The 25,350-nt window shown below is 53.8% G+C and carries 23 protein-coding genes; 1 reads left to right on the forward strand and 22 read right to left on the reverse strand.

Going from position 1 to position 25,350, the window contains the following annotated elements:
- Nucleotides 1-75: 75 nt before the first annotated feature.
- The 10 genes from atpG to AB3175_RS11180 all read right to left on the reverse strand — a co-directional run bounded on the left by atpG (nt 76) and on the right by AB3175_RS11180 (nt 10,104).
- Nucleotides 76-951: an ATP synthase F1 subunit gamma gene (gene atpG / locus AB3175_RS11135; RefSeq protein WP_367361014.1), complete on the reverse strand. Its 876-nt coding sequence runs from the start codon at nt 949-951 to the stop codon at nt 76-78.
- Between the two features lie 100 nt (nt 952-1,051).
- Nucleotides 1,052-2,566 (reverse strand): F0F1 ATP synthase subunit alpha, encoded by a 1,515-nt coding sequence (gene atpA, locus AB3175_RS11140; protein WP_367361015.1) that lies wholly within the window; start codon nt 2,564-2,566, stop codon nt 1,052-1,054.
- Between the two features lie 3 nt (nt 2,567-2,569).
- Nucleotides 2,570-3,115: an ATP synthase F1 subunit delta gene (gene atpH, locus AB3175_RS11145; RefSeq protein WP_367361016.1), complete on the reverse strand. Its 546-nt coding sequence runs from the start codon at nt 3,113-3,115 to the stop codon at nt 2,570-2,572.
- Nucleotides 3,112-3,720, reverse strand: a complete 609-nt coding sequence (locus AB3175_RS11150; protein ID WP_367361017.1) for a hypothetical protein — start codon at nt 3,718-3,720, stop codon at nt 3,112-3,114. The genes atpH and AB3175_RS11150 overlap by 4 nt, the downstream gene beginning before the upstream one ends.
- On the reverse strand, nt 3,717-4,148 hold the full coding sequence (locus AB3175_RS11155; RefSeq protein ID WP_367361018.1) for an ATP synthase F0 subunit B: 432 nt from the start codon (nt 4,146-4,148) through the stop codon (nt 3,717-3,719). The genes AB3175_RS11150 and AB3175_RS11155 overlap by 4 nt, the downstream gene beginning before the upstream one ends.
- A gap of 455 nt (nt 4,149-4,603) precedes the next feature.
- Nucleotides 4,604-5,713 carry a rod shape-determining protein RodA gene (rodA, locus tag AB3175_RS11160; protein ID WP_367361019.1) on the reverse strand — a complete coding sequence of 370 codons (1,110 nt, stop codon included), beginning with the start codon at nt 5,711-5,713 and terminating at the stop codon, nt 4,604-4,606.
- A gap of 39 nt (nt 5,714-5,752) precedes the next feature.
- A complete protein-coding gene (gene mrdA, locus AB3175_RS11165; protein ID WP_367361020.1) occupies nt 5,753-7,696 on the reverse strand; it encodes a penicillin-binding protein 2 in 1,944 nt (647 codons plus the stop codon).
- Nucleotides 7,653-8,174 carry a hypothetical protein gene (locus AB3175_RS11170; RefSeq protein ID WP_367361021.1) on the reverse strand — a complete coding sequence of 174 codons (522 nt, stop codon included), beginning with the start codon at nt 8,172-8,174 and terminating at the stop codon, nt 7,653-7,655. Before AB3175_RS11170 ends, mrdA begins: the two co-directional genes overlap by 44 nt.
- The gene (mreC, locus tag AB3175_RS11175) at nt 8,171-9,004 is read right to left on the reverse strand and encodes a rod shape-determining protein MreC (RefSeq protein WP_367361022.1); all 834 of its coding nucleotides are present in this window, start codon (nt 9,002-9,004) and stop codon (nt 8,171-8,173) included. Before mreC ends, AB3175_RS11170 begins: the two co-directional genes overlap by 4 nt.
- A gap of 62 nt (nt 9,005-9,066) precedes the next feature.
- On the reverse strand, nt 9,067-10,104 hold the full coding sequence (locus tag AB3175_RS11180) for a rod shape-determining protein (protein WP_367361023.1): 1,038 nt from the start codon (nt 10,102-10,104) through the stop codon (nt 9,067-9,069).
- Between the two features lie 182 nt (nt 10,105-10,286).
- Here AB3175_RS11180 and AB3175_RS11185 point away from each other — a divergent pair, with 182 nt between their 5' ends.
- The gene (locus AB3175_RS11185) at nt 10,287-11,888 is read left to right on the forward strand and encodes a SurA N-terminal domain-containing protein (RefSeq protein WP_367361024.1); all 1,602 of its coding nucleotides are present in this window, start codon (nt 10,287-10,289) and stop codon (nt 11,886-11,888) included.
- A 143-nt stretch (nt 11,889-12,031) separates the two neighbouring features.
- Here AB3175_RS11185 and AB3175_RS11190 read toward each other — a convergent pair whose 3' ends face one another.
- From AB3175_RS11190 to AB3175_RS11245, 12 genes are all read right to left on the reverse strand, one after another.
- Nucleotides 12,032-12,235, reverse strand: a complete 204-nt coding sequence (locus AB3175_RS11190) for a rubredoxin (RefSeq protein ID WP_367361025.1) — start codon at nt 12,233-12,235, stop codon at nt 12,032-12,034.
- A 314-nt stretch (nt 12,236-12,549) separates the two neighbouring features.
- Nucleotides 12,550-13,386, reverse strand: coding sequence for a hydrogenase iron-sulfur subunit (locus tag AB3175_RS11195; RefSeq protein ID WP_367359592.1), 837 nt, complete (start codon nt 13,384-13,386; stop codon nt 12,550-12,552).
- 102 nt (nt 13,387-13,488) lie between these two features.
- Nucleotides 13,489-16,560, reverse strand: coding sequence for an FAD-dependent oxidoreductase (locus tag AB3175_RS11200; RefSeq protein ID WP_367359593.1), 3,072 nt, complete (start codon nt 16,558-16,560; stop codon nt 13,489-13,491).
- Between the two features lie 59 nt (nt 16,561-16,619).
- Complete coding sequence (locus tag AB3175_RS11205) at nt 16,620-17,771, reverse strand: (Fe-S)-binding protein (protein ID WP_367359594.1); 1,152 nt, start codon at nt 17,769-17,771, stop codon at nt 16,620-16,622.
- Between the two features lie 139 nt (nt 17,772-17,910).
- Nucleotides 17,911-18,450, reverse strand: a complete 540-nt coding sequence (locus AB3175_RS11210; protein ID WP_367361026.1) for a (4Fe-4S)-binding protein — start codon at nt 18,448-18,450, stop codon at nt 17,911-17,913.
- Nucleotide 18,451: 1 nt separating this feature from the next.
- Nucleotides 18,452-20,428, reverse strand: a complete 1,977-nt coding sequence (locus tag AB3175_RS11215; protein WP_367361027.1) for an aldehyde ferredoxin oxidoreductase N-terminal domain-containing protein — start codon at nt 20,426-20,428, stop codon at nt 18,452-18,454.
- A 565-nt stretch (nt 20,429-20,993) separates the two neighbouring features.
- Nucleotides 20,994-21,824 carry a uridine kinase gene (locus AB3175_RS11220; protein ID WP_367361028.1) on the reverse strand — a complete coding sequence of 277 codons (831 nt, stop codon included), beginning with the start codon at nt 21,822-21,824 and terminating at the stop codon, nt 20,994-20,996.
- A 12-nt stretch (nt 21,825-21,836) separates the two neighbouring features.
- Nucleotides 21,837-22,058, reverse strand: coding sequence for a hypothetical protein (locus AB3175_RS11225; protein ID WP_367361029.1), 222 nt, complete (start codon nt 22,056-22,058; stop codon nt 21,837-21,839).
- 23 nt (nt 22,059-22,081) lie between these two features.
- On the reverse strand, nt 22,082-22,801 hold the full coding sequence (locus AB3175_RS11230) for a hypothetical protein (protein ID WP_367361030.1): 720 nt from the start codon (nt 22,799-22,801) through the stop codon (nt 22,082-22,084).
- A gap of 163 nt (nt 22,802-22,964) precedes the next feature.
- Entirely contained in the window at nt 22,965-24,065 is a 1,101-nt protein-coding gene (locus AB3175_RS11235; RefSeq protein ID WP_367361031.1) for an ABC transporter ATP-binding protein, read from the reverse strand.
- Nucleotides 24,062-24,760: an ABC transporter permease gene (locus AB3175_RS11240; RefSeq protein ID WP_367361032.1), complete on the reverse strand. Its 699-nt coding sequence runs from the start codon at nt 24,758-24,760 to the stop codon at nt 24,062-24,064. Before AB3175_RS11240 ends, AB3175_RS11235 begins: the two co-directional genes overlap by 4 nt.
- Nucleotides 24,761-25,350: substrate-binding domain-containing protein (locus tag AB3175_RS11245; protein WP_367361033.1), on the reverse strand; the 590-nt coding region annotated here is incomplete at its 5' end.

Here is a 25,350-nt window from a genome sequence, read left to right on the forward strand (position 1 = left end):
TCTTAGTCCTTCAATTATGATATCGGATGTTTCCTTCTCCGATTATTCCATAACTCTTCTTGAATATTTCTAAAGTTATCCTTTCGCCAAGGCTTCTGTTCCACCAACGATATCCATCAATTCCGCCGTGATCGCGGACTGCCTCACCTTGTTGTATTGCAGGGTCAGCGTTCTGATCATCTCGTCGCAGTTCCTCGTCGCGTTATCCATGGCTGCCATCCTGGCTCCATTTTCTCCGGCGGACGTCTCAAGGAGCGCCCTGAAAATGAGGACATGGAGATACATGGACAAAAGCTTCTCAATCAATACTTCTTCAGATGGCTCATAGACATAATCGATGGTTTTATCCGGGTCCATTTCGCCTTCCTGTCCGACGGAAGGCAGAGGCAGCAACCTGACAACAACGGGCCTCTGCATGGAGACATTCCGGAACTCGTTGTAAATAATGTAGAGCTCATCGAACTCCTCGTTTACAAAGGGCGTGATGACGTCATCCGATATCTCTACGGCCAGATTAATGTCGAATTTACCGAGGATATCCGTTTTCTCGTTGATGATGGGATATTTTCTTCTGAAGTAATCCCGGCTCTTCCTTCCCACGGGCGTCAGCTCCACAGAAAGTCCCGCCGCCATCTTTTCCTTTACAAATCGTTCGGATGATTTGATCAGATTGGTATTGAAACCGCCGCAAAGTCCCCTGTCGGAACTCATGCACAGGACCCTGATCTTCTTCGGCTCCCTTGCTGCAAGCAGCGGATGGGCCTCGGGGTTCACCCGAAGCGCAAGGCTGTCCAGCACCTCCATGAATTTCATGGCGTAGGGACGAAAGCTCTCCATCCTCGCCTGAGCCGCGCGGAACTTCGACGCAGCCACCATGTTCATGGCCCGGGTAATCTGTTTGGTTTTCTGTACCGCAGCTACTTTTCTTTTAATGTCCTTTAATGCGGCCATTAAAATTACTCCTTTATCTCTGGTTGTCGGCCTGATTCAAGCCTTAGCTTCCTGATTGATATCTAAAAAAATCATCTTTTTTTCAGACGAGAATGTTATCTCAGCCGGCTACAAACACGGAGTCGAAGGCGGTAAGGGCGTCCTTTAACTTCTGCTCCAGTTCGGGAGACAATACCTTCTGATCATCAATGTCCTTCATGACGGCTGCGTACTTGTTCTTCATGAACGCCAGCACCTGCGGCTCGTATTCCTTAATCTTATCCACGTCATACTTGTCAAGGAAACCGCGCGTACCCGCATAGAGAACCACGACTTCCTCAGCCAGGCTCATCGGCTGGAACTGCGGCTGCTTCAAAATTTCAACCAGACGGACTCCTCGATCGAGCTGTGCCTGGGTTGCCTTGTCCAGGTCGCTTCCAAACTGTGCAAAGGACGCCAGTTCGCGATACTGGGCGAGATCAAGTTTCAGCGTACCGGCGACCTGTTTCATGGCCTTTACCTGGGCAGCCCCGCCGACTCGTGAGACGGACAAGCCGACATTAATCGCAGGACGAATACCGGAGAAGAACAGGTTCGGCTCCAGGTAAACCTGGCCGTCCGTAATGGAGATGACGTTCGTGGGAATATAGGCCGACACGTCGCCCGCCTGGGTTTCGATGATGGGAAGTGCCGTGAGGGAACCGCCCCCCAGATCTGCGCTGACTCGAGCCGATCGTTCCAGAAGCCTTGAGTGGTTGTAAAAAATGTCTCCCGGATAGGCTTCGCGTCCAGGCGGCCTTCTCAGCAGCAGGGAAATCTGGCGGTAAGCCACGGCCTGTTTGGAAAGATCATCATAGATGATGAGGGCATCCTGGCCCCGATCACGGAAATATTCACCGATGCTGCATCCTCCATAAGCGGCGATGTACTGCAGGGTCGCCGGGTCACTGGCACAAGCGGCAACGACGCAGGTGTAAGACATCGCGTCGTGCTTCCTCAAGTTTTCGACGATCTGTGAAACCGTTGATTTCTTCTGGCCGATGGCAACATAAATGCATTTCACGCCCGTGTCCTTCTGGCGGATGATAGCATCAATTCCAATGGCCGTTTTGCCGATCTGGCGGTCACCAATGATCAGTTCCCGCTGCCCTCTACCAATGGGGGTCATGGCATCAATCGCTTTAAGGCCGGTGTACATCGGCTCATTGACGGGCTGACGCTTGATAACACCCGGGGCGATCATTTCGATTCTACTGAACTCCGTAGCTCCCAGCGGCCCTTTTCCATCAATGGGCTCTCCTGTCGCGTCGATGACTCTTCCCAGTACCGCTTCTCCAACGGGAATCTGGGCAATCTTTCCTGTCCGCTTGACAATGTCCCCTTCTTTGATGTGGGTCACTTCGCCGAGAACGGCCACACCGACATTGTCGGCTTCGAGGTTAAGAACCATTCCCATAATTCCGCCGGGAAATTCCAGCAGCTCCATGGCCATTGCATTCTCAACGCCGTATACTCTGGCAATACCATCTCCAACGGAAAGCACGGTACCTGTTTCGCTGACATCAAGCTTCCGTTCATAGTCCCGAATTTGTTTGGAAATAATCTGACTTATTTCCTCTGCCTTGATTGTATCCATGGTTTATACTGCCTCCCCCAAGAGATTCCTTATATTGTTCAATTGAGTCTTCATGCTTCCATCGTAGAGTGTATCCCCAACCCGAATGACAATTCCACCGAGCAGGGAACGATCTTCCTCAATGGTAACCTCTGTCTGCTTCCCGGTCATCTGCTCGAGACCCTTCTTGATCTCCGTTGTTGCTTCTTCCTTCAAAGGAAAGGCCGTCTTCACACTGACCCGAACTCTCTTCAAGACGTCATCCATGAGTTCACGGTAGTAATCCGCAATCTCGGCAAGCATACCTATTCTCTTCTTGTCCACGAGCAATTTCAAAAAGTTCGACGTCATTGCAGACATCTTTATCTTCTGAAGGATCGCTTCCACAACAGCCTTCTTCTCTGCCTGACCAAAGACCGGATTTGCGAGAAACTCTTTCAGATTCTTGTCTTCCTTAACGATCCGCGCGAAGCTGCTTAACTCACCATAGTACTGTTCGTAAAGCTTGTCCTCGCCGGCAATGTCAAAGAACGCCCTGGCATATCGCTTTGCAATACCGCTGTTGATCAATGTTTTCTCACCACCTTATCCAAGTAATCTTTAACCATGCTTTCATGATCTTCCGGAGTTATGGACCGCTTCAGAATATCTTCAGCCATCTGGACGGACAACTGAACGGCCTCCACTCTTAACTTGCTGCTGGCCTTCTTGTACTCCTGTTCGATTCGCGCCTGAGTGTCTTCCTTCATCTTCTCGGCAGCTTTCTTCGCGTCCTCCAGCATTCTTTCCTTTTCGGCCAATCCCTGGGATTTGATCATCTCATAAAGACCTTCGATTTCGCCGGTCGCCTTGTCCAGCTTTGCCGAATATTCCTCAAACTTCCGCTGAGCCTCTTCCTTGGCCAGTCTTGCCTCTTCCAGCACCGTTTTTATTTCTTCCCGTCTTCCGCCGAAGAAACTCTTAATTTTGCCAGCCAAGAGCCACCAGAGAAGCCCGACCAGAGCGAGGAAATTAAAGACCCGCCATCCGAAGTTGACCCAGTCTGGCCCCTCACCACCGTGTTCCCCGCCTCCCGAGGCCATCACGGCCGATGGCACCAGGACAACGAAAAGGAGGAAAGCCGGGATCAGCCAGAAACCATCCTTAGGGCAATGCAACCGCGTAAACCCTCTCATTTGATACTCCTTCCCATCACTTTTTCGGCAATTTCCGTTGCTATATTTTCCGACTGCTCACGCAGAATACGTCTTGCTTCATTGACTTCCTTCGATACTTTCGCTTCAAACTGCTCAACCATCTTGGGAATTTCCGCACGTGCAGCGTCAAGAACGCCTTTGGCCTCATCGGACCCCTGCCGGACGATCTCCTTCTTCTGTTCCAGGGCATCGTTTTTCGCCAGACGCAGCTTTTCTTCGTAACGGGCTTCTTTCTGCTCAATCGTAAGATTCAAATCCCGGATTTCCTGTTCCGCTCCCTCGATCTGCCCCTTCCTCTTCTCAAGAATCCCCATAACCGGCTTATAAAGCACGATATTCAGAATAAATATCAGCAAAAGAAAGTTCACAAGTTGTATCCAAAACGTATAATCGAGACCGATTGTCATGACGCATCCCTCTCTATCTAAAATTCAACTTCTGTTAATCTTGTTTCACGGCCATGAAAAAAATTGATAAAAAAAACCGAATGAACACTAACCCCTGTCCATCCGGTTGGGACATAACAAAACAGCGACTTCCGTGCGACCTTTCTTTGCTCGATCAGAAAACTGCTTCATATGGAAAAAAGCAAAACCCATGTGTTCATTAACTCCAAATATTATCAGTCGGCAGGCGTGTTTGCATTAACCATAACTAAAATAGAATGTCAAGAACTTTTGGATAGAAATAACGTCCTTTAAATGACGTGCCATCACGAGCATATCATCGGTTTCGAATAACATTGACCGCAACCTGATGATATCACCTGCGTCCACATTTCAGCTTCAAAGTAGCCATTTATTTCCCTGCGGCATCGGAGAGGAGCACGGAGGTTGAAAACGGATTTGCGCCGATTTGCTTCTCAAGGCTGAAGAATATATCTCCGCATACTGACGTTCAAGAGCAGCCCGATGCACGTAAGGAGCGAAACAACGGCAGAGCCCCCATAGCTGAGGAAAGGCAGGGGGATGCCGACAACCGGCATCATCCCCAAAACCATTCCGGTATTGATGAAGACTTCCCAGAACAGAAGCGAGGCCAGTCCGAAAGCGATCAGAGTTCCCAGAAAATCCCGGGAATGGAGGGCTATTTTCAAGCTCCAGAGGACCAGGGAGGTAAAAAGGAGAATGAGAATCCCGCCCCCCAGGAAGCCCCATTCCTCAGCGAATACGGAAAAGACAAAGTCCGTCTGCTGTTCGGGAAGGAACTGAAGCTGTGTCTGCGTCCCTTTCAGAAACCCCTTGCCCAGAATCCCCCCGGAGCCGATGGCGATCATGGACTGGATGATATGATAACCGGACCCCAGAGGATCGCGCTCAGGATTCAGGAACGTCAAAACCCTCTCCCGCTGATACTCCTTCATGAAAAACCAGCCCACCGGCATCATGAAAACAGCCAGCGTCAGAACATACAGCAGAGACTTCAGGCGTATTCCCACAAACAGAAACATGGATGCCGAAACGAAAAGCAGAATGAGCCCCGTTCCCAGATCGGGCTGCTCCAAAATCATGAGAAAGGGCACAAGAAGAAGCAAAAAGGGAATCCACAGTTCCCGTAGATAATACCCCTGCTCCAGCTTGTGCTCATCAAAATATTTCGCCAGGGCCAGGATCAGGGTCAATTTTACCAATTCAGAGGGTTGCAGCGAAAAGCTGCCCAGAGAAATCCAGCGCTGCGAGCCATGCGTTGCAAAGCCGTAGAAGAACACGATAACCAGGCAGAAAATCGCTATTCCGTGGAGAACATAAGCATACTGGCAGATGTACCGGTAATCGATGCAAAAGGCGATGCTCATGCAGAAAATGCCGATGAGCACCCACTGAAGCTGTCTGATATAAAAGGGATTCGCCTTTGCGCCTGCAAAGGAGTAGCTGGCGCTGAAAATATTCAACACCCCGATGGTGCAGAGAATGAGAACGAGAATGAGCAACGTCCAGTCAAAGTTCAGAATAAGGCGTCTGTCAAACCTCATCGGTCAGCCTCCGCGAAGATCGGCTCTTCGAAGGCCTCATCATTCATCCTGATTCCCACTGGCGCGTCTCCTTCTCCCCTCTCCCGATGTCGAGCGATTCCGGGATGCCTCCTCCAGTTTCTCCTCTTCCTCCGCAGGCATCTTATCGCCGTATTTCTTTTTCTTGTAATAGGCATCGATCACTTTCCGGGCAACGGGCGCCGCCGCCGATCCCCCGTGGCCGCCATGCTCGACAATGACCGCTACGGTGATCTCCGGATTGCGGCAGGGCGCGAAGCAGGTGAACAGGGCGTGGTCCTGGTAAATCCTTGCGGATTGCATGGCCCGTCGGGCCTTTTCGCTGGCCGGCAGTCCGACAACCTGGGCCGTCCCGGTTTTGCCGCAAACGTCCATTTCCGCACGTCGCAGTGCGCCGCCGGTCCCGCGCGGTTCGTTGACAACCCCCCACAGCCCCTGCTTCAACAGTGCAGTTGTTTTGCTGCTCATGGGAACGGTTTCCTGCTTTTCCGGCTTCATGCCCTTGATCAATCGTCCATCGGTTGCCTCGATTTTTTTGACGATCTGCGGCCGGTAAACCGTTCCGCCATTGGCCAAGGCACTGTAGGCCACGGCCAACTGGAGAGGCGTCACGGAGTTGAAGCCCTGTCCGATGGACACCGAAATGGTCTCCCCCGCCTGCCACGGCTTCTTGAATCTGGCAAGCTTCCATTCACTGGTGGGAATCACTCCAGCCTTTTCCCGGGGCAGGTCGATCCCGGTAACGGCGCCGAAGCCGAACTTTTTTGCATACCAGGCAATCCTGTCCACCCCGAGCTTTTTCCCCAGCACATAAAAATACACGTCACAGGATTCAACAATGGCCCGGTGAAGGTCCACCATCCCATGCCCGTGTTTCTGCCAGCAACGATAGGAACGGGTTCCGAAATCGAAGGAGCCGGTGCAGAGAATCGAGCTTTCCGGTGAAATCAGCCCCTCCTCCAGCGCGGCTGCCGCAACAATCAGCTTATAGGTCGAGCCGGGCGGATACTGTCCCGATATCGCCCGCTGCTCCATGGGGTGCTGCGGGTCGCGTGAGAGCAAGTTCCAGTTCTCCGTTGAAATCCCCCCGTTGAACAGGTTGGGGTCGAACCCGGGTGAACTCACCATGGCATAGATGGAACCGTCACGGGGATCCATCGCCACAACCGCACCCGACTTTCCGGCCATCGCCTTCCAGGCGACCTCCTGAAGATAGGCGTCAATGGTGAGGACAAGATTGCAGCCAGCTACAGGATTGATCCTTCCCAAGCTTCGAACGGCCTTGCCGAGAGCATTCACTTCAACCTGTTCCGCCCCGTTTTTCCCCCGGAGGTAGGCATCGTAATACCGTTCTATACCGGTCTTGCCCACCATGTCGCCCGGGCTGCGAGCCCCCTTGGACCGTTCCAGTTCATCCTGGCTGACCTCACTTACATACCCCACAATGTGCGCAATCATCTCTCCGGCCACGTATTTCCGGATGGGCACAACCTCAATCGCTACACCCGGCAGCTCCAGAGAATGGGTTTCGATCAGGGCTAGTTTCTCCCGGCTGATGTTTCTGTCAATTTTTGAAGGTATAAAAGGATGGGCCTTTGCAATCGAGGAAAACTCATCCGGGATCTTCCACGATCGTGACGCATAGAGCTCGGTAAGCTTGGAAATCACCTGCTTCTTGTCTTCCGGACGATTGGGGATATAAACCAGATCGAAGGATGTCTGGTTATCGACGAGGACATGACCGCCGTTATCCAGGATCATCCCCCGCAGGGGATTGATCTTGCGAAGTCTCACGCTGTTGCTTTCCGAGCGCTGCCGTAGCTCCGATCCCTTGATCACCTGAAGGTACCACAGCCTCAGAATGAGAAGGGACATGGCAATCAGCACAATGGCGAAAATCAGCCTGAACCGCTGCCGATAATCAGCGATTTCGTGACCTTTTATTCGACCTTTCAACCCGAACATTCAATATGTCTCCAAAGCGCCGGAAGGAGTTAAAGCATACCGGACTCACGAGGGTGACCACCAGGATCTGCGGAAGGAAAACGGTGTCAAATTTGTGGAATAAATCCAGGCCCTGGATATGTTTATAAAACAGCAGCACCACCCCGCATTCGAAAAGGGCGCAGGCGAACACGTAGGACAGGATGAATAATGCCCTTTCCGCATAGACCCTCAGCGACACCAGCATCGAGATAAAGAAGATCGACAGGTAGAGGATAATATGCAGACCGACGATCGTCCCTGTGATGACGTCCAGGAAAAACCCCAGGGCAAAACTCAACAGCCCCCCTTTCAGGACGTCCATATGGAATCCGGCATAAATCACCAGAATGAGGGAAATCTCGATACTGACCAGGTTGAGAAAGAGCAGTTCGAAAACGGTTGTTTGCAGGACAATAAATAAAAATGAAAAAAATGGCAAAAGGAGGTAGTGAATCAATCGTTCCTCCCCTTTTTGGGTGATGTGAGGACGAGGACTTCCTCGATCTTTGCAAAATTCACGGAGGGCAGCACCTCCACGGTCTGAAAGAGGCCGCTTTCTCCCCTGGCAACCCTGGAAACCGTTCCAAGCAGCCACGATTTCGGGAATACGCCGCAGATCCCGGAGGTAATGACGGCATCTCCCAAACGGACTTCTTCCAGTTTCGGGACATATTTGAGAAAGCAGCGGCTGCTTCCGTCGCCCGAAAGAATTCCCTGGCCGCGGCCCCCCTGAATAATCGAATCCACATTGCTGCTTTCATCGATGAGCAGCAGGACCCGGGAGACATGCCCGGAGGTCTCTATTACCCTTCCCACAACCCCACGGTCGGCAACCACCGGCATTCCCGTCTTGATACCGTGGATGCTTCCCTTGTCGATCATGATCGTCTGGTGCAGAGATTTCCGGTTTCGCCCTGTGACGGATGCCGCAACCGTTTCGTAGCTGATCGAATCGCTCAGGGAGAGCAGTTTTTTGAGTCTCTGAGCCTCCAGATAACCTTCCTGATGCTGCACCAGTTGCCGGGTCAGCAACGCGTTGTGCTGAACCAGGCGCATGTTTTCCCTTTCGAGCCCGATGAGGAAGAGATATCGCTTCCAGATGTTTTCAAGAGCTTCAACGGGGGTGTTGACGCCACGTTCCATGGTAGCGGCCAGGTCCAGAACGATCTTACGGACAGGACCCGGTTCCACGGAAGGATTCACAACATGGTAAGAAAGCATGACCAAGGAAATCACAACGAGTATGGTTGCTGCGATCAGGGACCGATGTTTCTTGAAAAACAGCATGTTGCGTATTGTCTCTATGTGAAGGAGGGACGCTTGGTTAAAGCTGTGGATGATCCGGAAAATCAGGCCTGTATTGCAACTTCCTTCAGCACATCCAGTTGATCAAGCGCCATACCGGCACCGATGGCCACCGTCGTCAGGGGATCGGACGCGATGGTGATGGGAAGACCCGTCTCTTCACGGATCAGGACATCAAGTTTTCTCAGGAGAGCGCCGCCTCCCGTCAGCACGATTCCCCGGTCGACAATGTCTCCGGCCAGTTCCGGCGGAGCATTCTCCAGGGCATCCTTTATGGTGTCCACAATCGTCCGGATCGGTTCCATGATCGCCTCTCGAATCTCTTCGGAATTGATTTCCACCGTTTTGGGAATCCCGGAAATCAGATCCCTTCCCTTTACGTCGACGGTACGGATTTCATCCTCGGGATATGCGCAGCCGATGGTCGTCTTGATGATCTCGCCGGTCCGTTCACCAATCAGCAGATTGTATTTTCTCTTGATAAAATTGACGATTTCCGCATCGATCCTGTCACCCGCCACCCGGACGGACTGAGAATACACGATGCCGGCCAGGGAAATGACAGCGACTTCCGTCGTTCCACCGCCTATGTCAACGATCATTGAACTGATGGGCTCTGAAACAGGCAGCCCCGCACCGATGGCAGCCGCCATCGGCTCCTCGATGAGATATATTTCACGAGCGCCCGCTGATTCCACCGTTTCCCGGACGGCCCGCCTTTCCACCTGCGTAATTCCCGAGGGAATGGACACGATGATCCGGGGCCTGACCAAGGCCCGGCGGTTGTGCACCCTGAGAATAAAATGACGCAGCATGGCTTCCGTAATGTCAAAATCGGCGATCACCCCTTCACGCATGGGCCGGATCGCCACAATGTTGCCCGGCGTCCTTCCCAGCATCTTCTTGGCCTCGGTGCCCACGGCGAGAACCTTCTTGACGCCCCGCGAATCCTTGTGAACAGCAACAACGGAGGGTTCACTCAAAACAATCCCCTTGTTCTTGACGTAAACAAGCGTATTGGCTGTTCCCAGGTCGATGGCCAGATCGTTGGAAAACTTCCCTAAGATGAAATCGAACAGCAATGTCCTTCCTCCTAATATTCCTGTGGATTCTCTGTAAGAAGGAGCGTACTTCCTTATTGCAGGCTGTTTCCTATATCTTATTTCATGACCCTAATCAATGCATTTTTCCAAAATCATATTGCATTTTACAGGTGACTATAATACAAGCGGCAGGGATTGATGCCACCTCATAGGAGAAAGCAATGCTCGAATTGATGCGGAAACATGCCAAAAACTGGCTGATGAAATTCCTACTCGGAATGATCGTCATTGTCTTTATTTTTTATTTCGGTACGCAAAGGGGAAACGAGCAGACCGAAACCGTCGCCATCGTCGACGGGAAGGAAATTGCGCTGGCCCAGGTTCAGAAAGAGTACAGCGAACTCGTGGAATTCTATCGCCGGCAGTACGGCAACGACCTGCCGGATGAACTTCTGAAAGGGCTTGACCTCAAACAGAGGGCGTTGAACAACCTCATCAGCCAGGCCATCCTCGTTGAGAAAGCCGACGGACTGGGCATTGCAGCCACCGGGGAGGAAGTTCGAAGCTTCATTATGGCCTACCCCGCTTTTCAACGAGGCGGCGCCTTTGATGAAGCGTTGTATCACCGGATGCTGCGTGTGAACAGGACGACCCCTGAGGTCTTTGAAGCAGAGCAGCAGAAAATGCTGTCCGCCTTCAAGCTGGAACAACTGATTACGGAAGCGGTCAAGGTTTCAGACGAGGAAATTTTCGATTTCTTCCGATTTCAGAATGAGCAGATCAATTTGAACTATCTGATGTTCAGCCCTGCCAGCTATAAAAGCTCCATTACTCCTTCGAGGAAGGAGCTCGAGGATTATCTGAAGGATCACGGAAGTGAATTCCGCGTTTCCGAACAGATACAGATCAAGGCGCTTTTCTTCCCGTGGAGGGATTATGCCGCGGCGGCCGGGATTTCTGAAGCGGAAATTGCCGATTACTATGAGCGCCACTCCTCCAATTTTGCAAAAAAAGGAGAAAAAGCCCCCCCCCTATCCGACGTGAGACCGCGCATCGTACAAGAACTGATGCAGATTTCCGGAATGGCGGCGGCGGAGGAGGCCGCCAGGACAGCTCACGACACGATCTACCAGCAGGAAAATTTTGACGCTTACGCAACCCAGAACAAGCTGAAAACCGTCACGACGGATTTCTTTACCATGGACGGCATTCCGGCTCCTTTCAGCAAGCTGGCGGGCTTTCCGCAGATGGTCATGGACCTGCAGAAAGGTGACCTCGGCAAGGTCCTGTCGAATGAAGAGGGATACGTTGTCATCCAGGTCGCCTCCCGGAAACCTCCTTATGTCCCTCAATTGAAGGACATCGAGCAGGCCGTGGAAAAGCGATATACGGAAATGGAAGCCCGCAACCTGTGCAAGAAAACGGCGGATGCCATGCTCAGCCGCCTTAAAAAGGGGGAATCTCTAAACCAGATCGCCCTGGCCAACAGAATGACCGTTGAGGAAACCGGATTCTTCAAGCCGGGAGACCCAATTCCGAAACTGGGGACGAATCAGCAGCTCTCCTTGGCCCTCTATCAACTCTCAGAGGGAACCCCTCTGCCGGAGAGCACCTTTGAGGTCAATGGCGGATTTGTAATCGTCTCCTTCAAAGAGCGGGGGAAAATTGATACGGCGGATTACGATGCCAAGAAGGAAAATTTCAAAAAGATCCTGCTCCAGGCAAAGCGGAACGAAACCTTCACCACTTGGCTGGAAAACACGAAAGCTTTGATGATAAAAGAAGGGAAGTTGAAATTCAAGAAGGACATCAAGGAACTGTAGCCAACACGTCCAAGACCACAGAGAAAGGGGCCCAGCCGGAAGACTGGGCCCCTTTCATTAATTAAACCACTAAACCACACCTAAAGCACTTCTCGACCGTGACCCTGTTTGAAGGCCAGCCAGGTCCGCTAGTTCATTCATCATCACTCCTTCGACAGGGAAGGGCCGTAGCCGGGGAAGGGGCGACGTTCGTAACGACTATACTTGGATTTATCGCTTCCGCACCCTGGGCAGCGCCAGCTATTGGGAACATCCTTAAATTCTGTGCCTGGCGGGATGCCCTGTTTTTTGTCCCCACGTTCCGGATCATAAAAATGATTGCAGTTTGCGCACTTGTATTTTCCCATTTTCCACTCCTTTTATCTTGTGTTATCTTGTTGCCAGTGTTTCTAACATACTGAGCATCACCATGAGCAGGAAGGAAGAGCGGCACGATACAACGTCTCCTTTCCTAGCAGGACAAATAAATCATCAGCTGAGCTTAAAACATCGAATAACGCATCGCCTTTCGCGGCCGATCAGACGGAATCAAAAGGCAGGCGCTTTTGCAAGTCAACGGAGCGCAGAGAAGGACCTGACCGCTAACGGCAATGTTTCCTCTCCAAGGATGGGCCGGGCAGTTTTCTTCTGCCCAGGCCCGGAACAATCATTTCACCTCAAGTCACGCTGTCGCTTCCTTGCCCTTTTTGACGATGTCCCTCTGGCCCTCCGGGGGAGGCGGGGGAACAGTCTCACCTACCAGCTTCGTAATCGCGCCGAACTGAGGCGGACAGGCGGCGAAGCAGGCACCACAGCGGATGCATTTATCCTGCTGAATGATATGAACCTGTTTCTTCTCGCTGATGATCGCTTCAACGGGGCACCGGCGCGCACAGGTCATACAGGCCTGACACTTCTGGGGATCGATGTAGTACGACAGCTTCTCGCTGAAGAGCTTCTCGACCTCCTCCGTGGTGAACAGCTTCTCCACTTCCTCGTGGCTGTACACAGGAGTCCCCAGCTTTTCGTTCGTCATCACCTTGATGTAGGGGATCTGCCGGGAAAGTTCCTCCAGCCGGGCATCGAGGTCTTCCTTGGCGATTCCTTCCTTGACGCCGAGTGGACCGATTTCCTTGATCGTCTTGACGAAGGCGTTGACGCAGTCCGCATAAAGGTTCGCTTCCGCGCCCGACATGAAGTTCAGCCGCAGGCGCTCGGGATCCATTCCGATGCGCTCCAGAAGCTTCTTCGCCAGGGCCACCATGTTCTGCGCATGGTAATTGCCGTTCGTGATATAGTTGCACTCCCCGAGGTGGCATCCGCCGACGAACACCCCGTCGCAACCGTTCATGAAGGCACGAAGTACATGGGTTAAATCTACCCGCCCCGTGCACATGACACGGACCAGCCTCATTTCGTGTGTATATTGCAGTCTGGAAACTCCAGCCAGGTCAGCGGCGCCGTATGCTCACCAGTGGCACACGAAGCCGATGATCCGGGGCTTAAATTTTTCAGCCATTTCTTTCTCCTTCCTGAGAATCTTTCTTCCTGCTTCTATCCCATGTTGCCCTTCAACGGCTAACGGCGTTTACCCCCCAGCCGTTGAAAAGACAACCCGGTTTTATTCGACTTCCACGGCCACCTGTTCCGGAACGATCGCATCGATCTGGGCCATCAGCTCATCTTCCGTATAGTGCTTCAGATAAATCGCTCCCGTCGGACACATGGCGTTACAGAGGCCGTCACCCTTGCAGAGAACGGGATTCATGGTCGCCTTCCGGCCCTGCTTGGTCTCGCGCATCTCGATGGCCCCGTAAGTGCACACCGTCGCGCAGGCACCGCAGCCCATGCACCTCTTCTCATTCACCTCGCAGACGGAACCGGAGGCGGTGACCGTATCACGGGACAGCAGCGTCAGAACCCGGCCGGCACAACCGTAAGCCTGGTTGATCGTTTCCGTGATGTGCTTGGGATACTGAGCCAGACCGCAGAGGAACACGCCGTCGGTGGCGAACTCCACCGGCCGCAGTTTCACGTGGGCTTCCTTGAAGAAGCCGTCCAGGCTCAAAACAACTTTGAACTGCGCCGCCACTTCCTTGGTCGCTTCCGATGGAAGCGTTGCGGCGGACAGGACGAGATAATCGGCGTCCAGGGCCATATACTGCCCCAGAATCGGGTCGGGAACGGTCACCCGCAGGACGGGACGCCCTTCCTCGACAACCGGCTCCACCTGGGGGGCATCCGCCGGTTCAAAGCGGATGAATTTCACGTCCTTCTCTGATGCCTCCCGGTAATAATCCTCGGAGAACCCGTAGGTCCTCATATCCCGGAAGAGGATGTAGATATCCATTTCGGGATTCTTTTCCTTCAGCTTCAGGGCATTCTTGATGGCATGGGTGCAGCAGATCCTCGAACAGTAATTCCGGTCCTCGTTTCTGCAGCCTACGCACTGGATCATCACCAGAGACTGGGCATTGCCGATCCCTTCGTCTTCCTTGACGATCTTCTCCTCCAGCTCCAGCTGCGTCATGACCCGTTCATCCTGGCCGTAGAGGTATTCGGTCGGTTTGTATTCCTCCGCACCGATCGCAAGGACGGACGCCCCGTGTTTGATCTCCGTGGTTCCCCGCGGAGACTTTACCGTCGTGACGAAATTCCCGATATAACCGGCAGCCTCTGTAATGGTCGCATCCGTATAGACATGAACCATTGGATTCTGGTAGATTTTCTGCTTCAGATCGCTCAGGTAGGCCTGAACATCCAGCCCTTCCAGGGTGTAATGGACCCGGTTGGCGTTGCCGCCCAGATCCTTCCCCTTTTCGATCAGGTAGACATCGTGCCCCTGTTCGGCGATGGAGAGGGAGCAGACCATCCCGGCGATCCCGCCGCCCACGACCAGGGCGTTGTTGTTCACGGGGAGATCGAATTCCTGCAGGGGCTGCAGCATACGGGCCCGGGCTACGGACATCCGCGTGAGGTCCTTGGCCTTCTGCGTGGCCTCTTCCTTTTCCTTCTGGTGCACCCAGGAGTTGTGCTCCCGGATATTCGCCATTTCATAGTAATACTGGTTGATCCCCGCCTCCCGGACCGTATCCCGGAACAGAGGCTCCAGGGTTCTGGGCGAACAGGCCGAGATGATCACGCGGTTGAGCCCCAGTTCCCTGGTCTTATCGGAGATCTCCTGGGCGGAGTTCGTCGCGCACGAGAACAGCTGCTCCTGGGCGTAGACCACGTTGGGCAGGGTCAGGGCGTATTCGACCACCTCGGGGACATTGACGATCCTGCCGATGTTCGCCCCGCAGTGGCACACAAAGACGCCGATCTTCGGCTCCTCAGCGGACACATCCTTCTCCTCCGGATAGATCCGCTCCGTGGACAGATTGCCCCGGCGGTAGTCGAGAAGCTCGCCGATCTGGGAGCCGGCCCCGCTGGCGCTGAACACAGACTCGGGAATGTCCAGAGGACCCTGGAAGCCGCCGCTGACAAAGATCCCCGGCTTCGTCGTCTGGATCGGATTTGTGAGATCCGTTTTGGCGAAACCGTGCTCATTGAGCTCAATGCCGAATTTTTCCGCCATCTCCAGATAATTCTTGGGCGGCGCCAGGCCGACGGCCAGGACCACCATGTCGAATTCCTCTTCCTTCACCCCTTCGTCGGGGGTGGAGTACCGAAGGATGACATTCTTGGTGACCGGGTCCTCACGGACTATGGAGACATAGCTGCGGATGAACCGGATGCCCTCCAGGGCCTGGGTCCTGTCGACGTAACGCTCGAAGTCCTTCCCATAGGAACGCACATCGTTATGAAAGATCGTGCACTCCGCCGTGGCGTCGTGGTCCTTCGTCAGGATCGCATGCTTCTGGCTGTAGGTGCAGCACACCATGGAGCAGTAGCTGTTCTCCCCTTCGGTCACCCGGCGGGAACCGATGCAGGAAAGCCACGCAAGCTTGTGGGGATGCTTCAGGTCCGAAGCCCGCAGGATCTCGCCGCCGTAGGGACCGGTGGAACCCAGCAGACGCTCGAAGTCCATCCCCGTGACCACGTTGGCAAACTCCCCGTAGTGGTATTCCTCCTTCACCTTGGGATCGAAGGGCTCCATGCCCGCCGCCAGGATGATGGCTCCCACCTTGATGTCCAGAATCTCCTCCGTCTGCTTCAAATCAATGGCGTCCGCCTTGCAGACCGCCTGGCAGATCTTGCACTTCTCTTCCTTCAGATAAAGGCAGCTCTCGTCGATATAGGTGATCAGGGGAATGGCCTGGGCAAAATACACATGGATGGCCTTGTTCTTCGAGATCTCCTGGTTGTATTGATCGGGATAAACGACGGGGCAGTATTCCACGCAAACCGTACAGCCCGTGCACTTGTCCTCGATGATGTATCGGGGTTTCCTCCTCAAGGTGATTGTGAAGTTCCCCGCCTCTCCCTTGACGCGATCCACTTCCGTGTACGTCAGGACCTCTATGTTTGGATGCCGGCCGACCTCGACCAGTTTGGGTGCGAGAATTCACATGGAGCAGTCGTTGGTGGGGAAGGTCTTGTCCAGCTGGGCCATGTGGCCGCCGATGCTGGGCGACGTCTCCACCAGGAATACCCTGAAACCCGCGGTCGCCAGATCCAGCGAGGCCTGAATGCCGCTGATCCCGCCGCCGACGACCATTACGTCTCCAAAATTGTTCTTTTCTTTTTCCATTTATATACCCTCAGCGAATTGATGAATTCGTGAAAAAAAAATATCTCATCCTCTATGTGCTAGATCACTTCCGCAATCACTTCCGAGATCTCCTTGACCTCGATCTTCTCGTCAAACCCCATGGTCACCCGGCTGTCCTCGAAGTTCGTGATGCAGTACGGACACGCCGTCACCAGCACCTCCGCGCCGACGCCCACCGCCTGATCGATCCGAAGGTCGCAGAACCGCTCCCCTTTCACCGTCTCCATCCAGATCCGGCCACCGCCGCCGCCGCAGCACAGGCTGTTGGCGTGGTGCTCCGGAAGCTCCGTGAACTCCGCTCCGGGAACCGCCTGGAGAACCTCCCGGGGCTCGGCGTAGATGCCGTTGTGCCGGCCCAGGTAACAGGGGTCGTGCCACGTCAGCTTCTTGGCGAACTCCCCGCTGAGGGTCAGCTTCCCGTCCCGGATCAATTCGGCCAGGAACTGGGAAATATGGACGATCTCGAAGTTCACCATGAACTCCGGGTACTCGTTCTTGAAGGTGTGGTAGCAATGGGGGGAAGACACCAGGATCTTCTTCACCCCGGCGTCGACAAAGGCCTTGATGTTTTCCTTGGCCAGGCGCCTGAAAACCTCTTCGTCACCCGCCTTGCGGATGCTCTCGCCGCAGCACACTTCCTTCTCGCCCAGGATGCCGAAATTGACCCCCGCCTTCTGCAGAACCTTAGCCGTGGCCACGGCCACCCTCTTCATCCTCGGGTCATAGCAGGCGTAGCAGTCCGGAAAATAGAGGATGTCCATATCCTCGGTGAACTCCGGAACGTTCAGTCCCTTGGCCCAGTCCGCCCTCTTCCCCCGCTCTTCGTTCAGGGGGTTCCCCGAACCCACGAGGCTGCCTCGAATCGACTTGATGGGCAGGACGGAATGGGGAAATACCCCGTACTCCGTGGCGATCCTCCGCAGGGCAACCCCGGATTCGATCTGCTTTACGTCCCTCGGGCACTGCTGGGGACATCTCCCGCAGGTGGTGCAGCGCCACATGTCCTCGCTCTCGATGTCCGTCAGGCCGAAGGTGGCCTCCCGGACCAGCTTGCGCATACTGAAGGTCGTCACCCGGTTCCAGGGGCAGACACTGTCGCACAACCCGCATTGAAAGCATCGCTTGAAGGCGTCTCCACCGTGCGATTTCACTTCGACGATAATCTCTTTGTAAGGAGCTATAGTCTCCATCGATTTCCTTCCTTAAATAATAATCCTGTTTCCGACTTCTTCCTCCGGCGCGGATGCAGGGCCGTCCAACGACCTGCACCCCGCCGGATTCAACCGGATAATTTCACTGGATGTCGTTACGTTACGGAGCGCTAAGCCCTCAGTCCTTCAGCTGCATCCGGGCAAAGGTGTCCTTCATCTTCTCCCAGCCGTACTTGTCCACCAAGGCGGCCAACCCTGTCTCCACATCCTCCATCTCCACCTGCTCCTCCACTTCCTCTTCTCTCTCTTCGTAGGTCAGGGCGTCATTGGGGCACCATCTGACGCAGAGGGGTTCTTTCTGGGGAGGATCGTCTTCACACATGTCGCATTTCAAAGGAAGACCGGAATCGGGTTCATGGAAAAGATCCCTGGACGGGCAGGCGGCCCGGCAGAAATCGCACTCATCGTATTCCTTGTCGTCGATAATATATTTTTCTCTTCCCATACATTCCGCCTCAACATAAGGGCCGGCATACATGGGGAGATACAAATCTCTCAGCGGATCACGGAAAAGCCGAATGCGGGATCTCTCAGGATTCATGACGCTGTATTTCGGGTTTGCGTGAAAGGCTGAACAGATCATCTCGCACGCCCGGCAGCCATTACACTTGGATACATCGACGTTGATCGTCTTGATAATTTTCTTTATCGTGGCCATTTTATAAAATACCTCTCTTCTCAAAGTCTTCTACAACATACCCCAGGCCCAGCTCCAGCAACGTCTCCTTGGTGGGAATCCCGTCCATGTTCCAGCCCTTGAACTCATAGTACGCATCGAGGAGCTGCTTCTCATATTCCGGAAGCCGTTTCGCCCAGTGGTCTTCAGGCGGCGTATCGTCCTCTCTTCTCCATCCTCTGCGGACATTGTTGGCCCGGACCAGCTGCCGCTCCCGCTTGGTGAAGGTGATCAGCTTTTCCTCGTCAATATCGAGACCCGTTGCATAGGCAATAATGTTCGGATAGTTGTGGATATGATAGGGCGGCTTCAGGTGGAAAGCCGAAATGCCCGTGCAGACACCGGTGGCGTCATCGATGTAGTGCATCATCTCCATCCAGTTCACGATCTCACAGCACTCCTTGATTCCCGGATAGTAGGGCATTGCGAATTCTCCCTTGGGCTCCCATTTCAGGAAGTACTCCTTGTAATGCTCAGCGGGAACATGGAACCAGTCCTTCACAAAGGCCTCCCTGTCCGCCGGATCCTTGTAGGGCATCTGGGGCCATTGGCCTTCAATCTGGGTGATGTTCAGTTTTTCATTGGTGGCATACATCAGGTAGTAAAGGGGATTGACCATGCCGAGCTTGAGAGGAGTCTGCTCATGTTTCCGGATTGTATTGTGATCGTACACTTCCGCACCTTTACCGATCTTACGGGCCGCCCAGTAGACACCATTGGCCAGGATGTCTCCGATGCCCTGGCGGCGGACGATCCGATCCATCAGCCACTCGAACCTTTCGGCATTGTCACCCATGGGACAGGGAGGATATTCTTCCGTTCCCGCAAAATCCTCATCCGTGAGAATTCCCGCTTCCCAGAGTTCCCAGGCAAAGGCGATGACCTGGGGCGTCGAGAACCCGTCCAGACCGTATTCCGTAGCCTTCTGAGCCATCGTCAAGCTGAACTCCAATGAATCCACCATGGCGCCCAGGGCATAGGTGAGCTTGGTAAAGCATTTCATCATGTAGGCAGCCTGTCCCGGAATGGTGATGACGGCGCCGCACTTGATGGGACAGTTGTAGCAGCTGATCAGCCGTGTGCGCACGCTGACCTGAGTATGTGTCCAGGCTTCCTCGATTTCCGGCGTCCAGAAATTCTTTCTCCGGGTCCGGGCATTTCCCCACACGAAATTCTCCGTGTGCCACTTCTCGTCACATTCCATCATCTCCTGGGGAGATCCGAGGATGGCCATGATGGGCATCATCTTGGGAACCGGGTTCTCCTGGCGCCACATCATGTATTCCATCATCCAGTCGCATTCCTTGTGCAATTCGGCCGGCTTATATACATTGATATCCTTGGTGCCCCGAACCGCGATGGCCTTGACGCCCTTGTCTCCCATGACGCCGCCCAGTCCCTGACGGCTGGCGCTGGAGCGTCCCTGTTCGATGGATGAATACCAGACCCTGTTCTCGCCCGCCAGACCAATGGCCGCCACGTGGGCCCGCGGTTCCTTCAATTCCGCACGGATCAGATCCTGCGTCTCCACAGCCCCCTTGCCGGAAAGATGAGCGGCATCGCGGATTTCCACCTTGTCGTCTTTAATCCAGATGTAAACCAGCTTCGGGGACTTGCCGCGAAGGATGATCTTGTCATAGCCGGCATACTTCATTTCCGGCGCAAAAAATCCCCCCATCATCGAATAGGCCATGAACCGCGTCTGGGGAGAAACCGTCGTAACGATTGTGCGATTCGCCCCAGGACACATCGTGCCGCACAAAAGGCCAGCGCCGAAGATGAGCAGATTTTCGGGATCAAAGGGTTCGACTTCCGGGGGTACCCTGTCCCACATGATTTTGGCGTTGGTACCCAAGCCCCCCAGCAATGCCTCTGTGTCTCTCGGGTCCGTTTCCACCTTCTCAATGTTTCCGGTGGTCAAATCAATTTCCAAATTGTACCCAGTCTCTGCGTACCTCATGTTTTTACTCCTCTATAGATGTTCATTACAATCTGTGATGCTACCTTTATCATAACGTAATCACTTGTCAAGTATAATGTAGCTTATTTTTGGACGGCAAAGAGATTCACATCTGATTCACCTACATAAAACCAATTTCAGATTACCGCGTGATTTCATATATGTACAGCAGAAGCCAAAGAGTTGGATTCAAGAAGATTCTGACGGCAGGACGAGAAATAACTTGAATGACAGGACATACAACAGGTCAGATATCATTACAAATTGTAATGTTTATTTAAACATAGTGTAATCTGTTGTCAAGAAATATCGTTTATATTTGTCTGATTTTTTCGGAAAAATGGAGAGGGCGGATTATTTCCAAGGAAGTGCCATCCAGGGCGCGAGAGTAAAACCTGGCGGATCATTTTCCTGACGGATAATACGGAATAACATGATGACAGAACTCAAGGAAAAAATAGACGAGGCCCTGCAGCTTCCACGAGATTCCCGCTTCCACCGCAGGGTTGGTTGCGGAGGGATGAATAGGACATTTCAGGATTCGTCCTCGGAGGCGATCACCCTTTCATCCCTTGAGAATGATGGTTCCCACATGTTCGCCCTTCAACGCCCGGGTAATGTTGCCCTTTTCCAGACCGTTTATGATCTGGATGCTGTTGATGACCTCACTGTTCTGCAAAATTTCGAGGCAGGGGCGCTCAATGATCAAATCGTCAAAATCCCGGGCTAGAAGTTCGGTAGCGTTGATTATAGAAACGAATTCCGCCTCGGGATTTTTTTTGGGGTCATCCGTGTACAAACCCTTTTCATCCTTGATGTATATGCAACTGCGCGCACCGATCAAGTCTGCCAGGATAATGGTTCCCACATCCGTCCGGTGCACAGGAACCCGCCACCTCTTTGCCGGAATTGCGAAATAATCGTAGGGAGGCATTCCATGCATCACCGGGATGCAACCCTGGGCAAAATAGGTTGACAATTTAATGACTTCATCATGCCCGATCTTTATTCCACCCGAGGGTGACAGCATGGTCGACACCAGCAGAGCATTCTGTTCCGAAATCGAGCTGCCGAACTTGGCGATAATGCCCGTGGGCATGCCCAGCTCCAGTCCGATGGAATAGATATGCCGGCTGCGCGTGCCGCCCCCCGTGGTGATGAGCATCTTGTGATCGTTTTTGTTGGCAACGATCTCTTCGATGATTGAGGGGAGGGCCTTGACGCCCCGGTCACAGATGGACTGTCCGCCAATTTTTATAATGTCCACATCGGGGAAAAACCGCCGCTGCGGAGCAACGGTCATGCTCTCCATAAACGACCGGCTGACGAGGCTTTCCCCCATCAGTTTACTCTTTACATGCAGACGCCGTCCGTCCCGTTCACGCCAAAGCCCCATGAGACTCCCCCCTTAGTCCTTAACTTCCACTTCCTCTTCCTTTTCCTTTTCGCCATGAGTCAACAGGACAAGCTCCGCCCCTACCGCTTCAGCAATCTGCTCCAGCTCCTTTTTGCGCATGTGTTTCGGATAGAAGGTAAGATCCAGATCCGTCACGGCAACCAGAGTGTACCGCGGCTTCTTTTCCCCTTCACCGACTTTCCGGCGTTCCCGATAAAAAATTTTACCTGCCATGGTCATACCTCCTCTGTGATGTGTTATTGCTTTTTCCGTTTTCCACCCAAACTTTCCCACTGGCCTTTACCCGTCTGAATCACGGGCAAAACGGCGCTGTGCCCCCAATGCCTGGGACGCAGCCAGCCCTTTGTGAAAACCATATCTTCCGGATGCGGGATCACGGCGTCTCTATCCAGGGAAACAACGGTAATTCCGCACTCCGTCAATCTGGACACGGACACCACTTCTGGATGGGCCCTCAGATCCCTAAACTCAATGAATCGTCCGCTCCACCCCCAGGCTGAAAGCCCTACCGCGGCGGCCGCTCCGATGATTCCGCCATTCGTCCCGCCATGGCCGGACAGATGGACTCCCCTGGCTGCCTCCAAGGCCTCCTGCTGGGTGACAATTTTTTCCGTGCATCGTTTGCCGAAAGCGATCAGGGCGGACAGAACGGGGTGCCCTTCCAAGGCCACGCATAATCCGGGATCGCTCCCCGGCAGGGATTCCCTTTCGATATGCTCGACTGCCCGCTTTAGAATTGCCTCGTTAACCGACACATCGGACATCTCGATAACCACGCAGGCAGAACTGTTGTGAGAGGTGTAAGGTATTCCGGGATCAACGAGAAGTTGCTGTCTGACCACCCCCCACAGGCGGCAGCCTCCGGGAAGGAGGTCTTCAAAGTGACGCGCCAGCTTGCCGGTCCCGATTGTCGCTTCCGCATTGTCCGTGTCATCAAATCCAATGTACAATTTCATATAGGTGTTAAATCGATCCTTCTTGATTCCCAATTATCAGTACCATGAAATTCATTTAATCTATATTGGAAGAAACATAAAGCATTTTCTTCTTCAGACCTAAGCGTGAACCAATGGATGAACCAGGATCTTCCGCCCGGCGGAAGAAGGTGGCGGAAACAAACTACGATGATTTCTTGATTACATGGATGGCCGTGGCCTTGAAGGAGGCCTTGACGGTCTGGCCTTCGCGGAGCCCCAGAGAATCAAGGGATGAGCGGGTTATGTAAGAAATGAGGTCGAAGCCGCAGTTCAGATCCACGCGGTAAAACAGTCCATGGGGCGCGATGCGGACAATCCGGCCCGAAAAGGTGTTCCGGGCGCTGCTGTGCTCTGCAGGCGAGTCCGTCGAGAGGATGACATTCTCCGGACGAACAAAGCATAGCACATCCTCCCCTTTGGGCAGATCTCCCACAGCCTCTATTTCCCGTTTGCCGACGGCGAGAATCATCCGGTCGCCTTCCAGGATTTCCCGGACGGTACCGGTTAAAACCGTATCCATCCCGACGAAGGAGGCGACAAATTCATTGATCGGATGGTTCATCACCATGTCTGCCGAACCGGTCTGGGCAACCTTCCCCTGCTGGAGCACGGCGATGCGATCGGATAGGCGCAGGGCATCCATCTGATCGTGCGTGGCCATGACCGCCGTTGTGTCCGTTTCCTGCAGAAGCCGGTTGAGGTCCGAGATCAAGCCCTCGTGCGTGGGCGGGTCCAGCGCGGAAAAGGGCTCATCGAGAAAAAGGATGGCCGGACGAATCGCGAAGGCGCGGGCGATACTGGTCCGCTGAGCCTCTCCTCCGGAGAGCTTGCACGCTGAACGTTTCGCCAGATGCGGGATTCCCAAGCGCTCCAGGTAATCTTCCGCAATCCTTGTACGCTCGCGTTTATCCACCCCCCTTATTTTCAGGCCGGAAGACACATTCTCCAAAACCGTCGTATCAAAGAGAAGCGGATCCTGGAACACAACGGCAATCTGCCGTCGATAGTCGAGTTCGCTCTGTCGATTGTTGATCTGCCGCCCGTTGAAGATCAGCGTGCCCTTGTAGAGCTTCAGCAGGCAGGACAGGGTGAGAAGGAGCGTGGATTTTCCGGAACCGTTCGGTCCAATGAGGGAAAGGACCCCTCCCTTCTTGATCTCGAAGTCCGGAATATCCAGAACGGTAATTCCTCCACGCTTGACCACAAGTCTTTTTCCCTGGAGGATCGGGGCGGACATGGTCATCGGGGGCGCTCCCGCTGCTGGATCCGTGTCAGCAGGTAATTGATCATATAGGCCAGCAATAAGAGAATGATGCTCAGGGCGATGGCCGTGTCAAAGTTTCCCCGCCCCGTCTCCATAACGGTGGCCGTCGTGAGCACCCGGGAATATCCCTTGATGTTTCCACCCACCATAATGGAGGCACCAACCTCGGAAATGACCCCGCCGAAGCCGGCCATGACGGCGGCCAGCAGGGGCAGGCGGGCCTCCCGGATGAGAAGCCAGAGCATCTGAATGCGGGTAGCCCCGAGGGCCAGGATCTGGAGGCGCAGATTGGGAGGAAGATTCTGAATGGCGGCCAGGGTGATGCCGGTAACGATCGGCGTGGCAATGACCGCCTGGGCGATAATGATGGCTGTCGGCGTATAGAGAATCTCCAGAAAGCCGAAAGGCCCGTTTCTCCACAGGAAAATGGTGACAAAGAGCCCCACCACCACCGGAGGAAGTCCCATTCCGGTGTTGATCAGGCTGACCACGAACTTTCGGCCCGGGAACCGGGTGAGGGCCACCGCGGTTCCCGATGATATGCCGAGAAAAAGACTGATCAGAGTGGCTGTTCCTGATACCCTCAGTGACAGCAGCGTGATTCCAAGGACTTCAGGATCCAGGGAAACAAGCAGCTCGATGGCCTTCAGGAAGCCTTGAAGAATCAGTTCCATTTATTTCCCCAGGTCCTCCACGCGCTTGCCTGCATCGGGGAAAAACAGGGGGGAACCGTACTTGTCCACGCCGAAGGTCTTGATGACTTTCTGGGTTTGGGCGGAAACCATGAAATCGGCGAAGGCTTTGGCGCCTGCCGCATTGACTTTCGGCCACTTGGCATGGTTGACTTCTATGACATGATAGATGTTCAGCAGGATTGGGTCTCCCTGCATGAGGATGGGAAGCCCCAGATTTTTCTGCAGGGAGAGCCATGTCCCCCGGTCGGTAAGGGTGTAGCCCTTCTTCTCCGCGGCCACATTCAGGGTCTGCCCCATGCCCAGCCCTGTCTGCTGATACCATTTTCCGCCTTCAGGGTTGATCCCCGCGGCTTTCCAGATGGCCTTTTCCTTGGCATGCGTCCCCGAATTGTCTCCCCTGGAGACAAAAAGAAATCCCCCGGCAATCTTCTTGAAAGCTTCCGGCGACGATTTGGAGCCTTTAATAGCGGCTGGATCCGCAGGCGGACCCACGATCACGAAGTCATTGTGCATGACCAGGCGGCGATTGATCCCGTATTGCCCCTCCATGAACTTCTTTTCCGCATCAG

The sequence above is a fragment of the Syntrophus sp. (in: bacteria) genome, from assembly GCF_040768185.1.
Lineage (GTDB): Bacteria > Desulfobacterota > Syntrophia > Syntrophales > Syntrophaceae > Syntrophus > Syntrophus buswellii.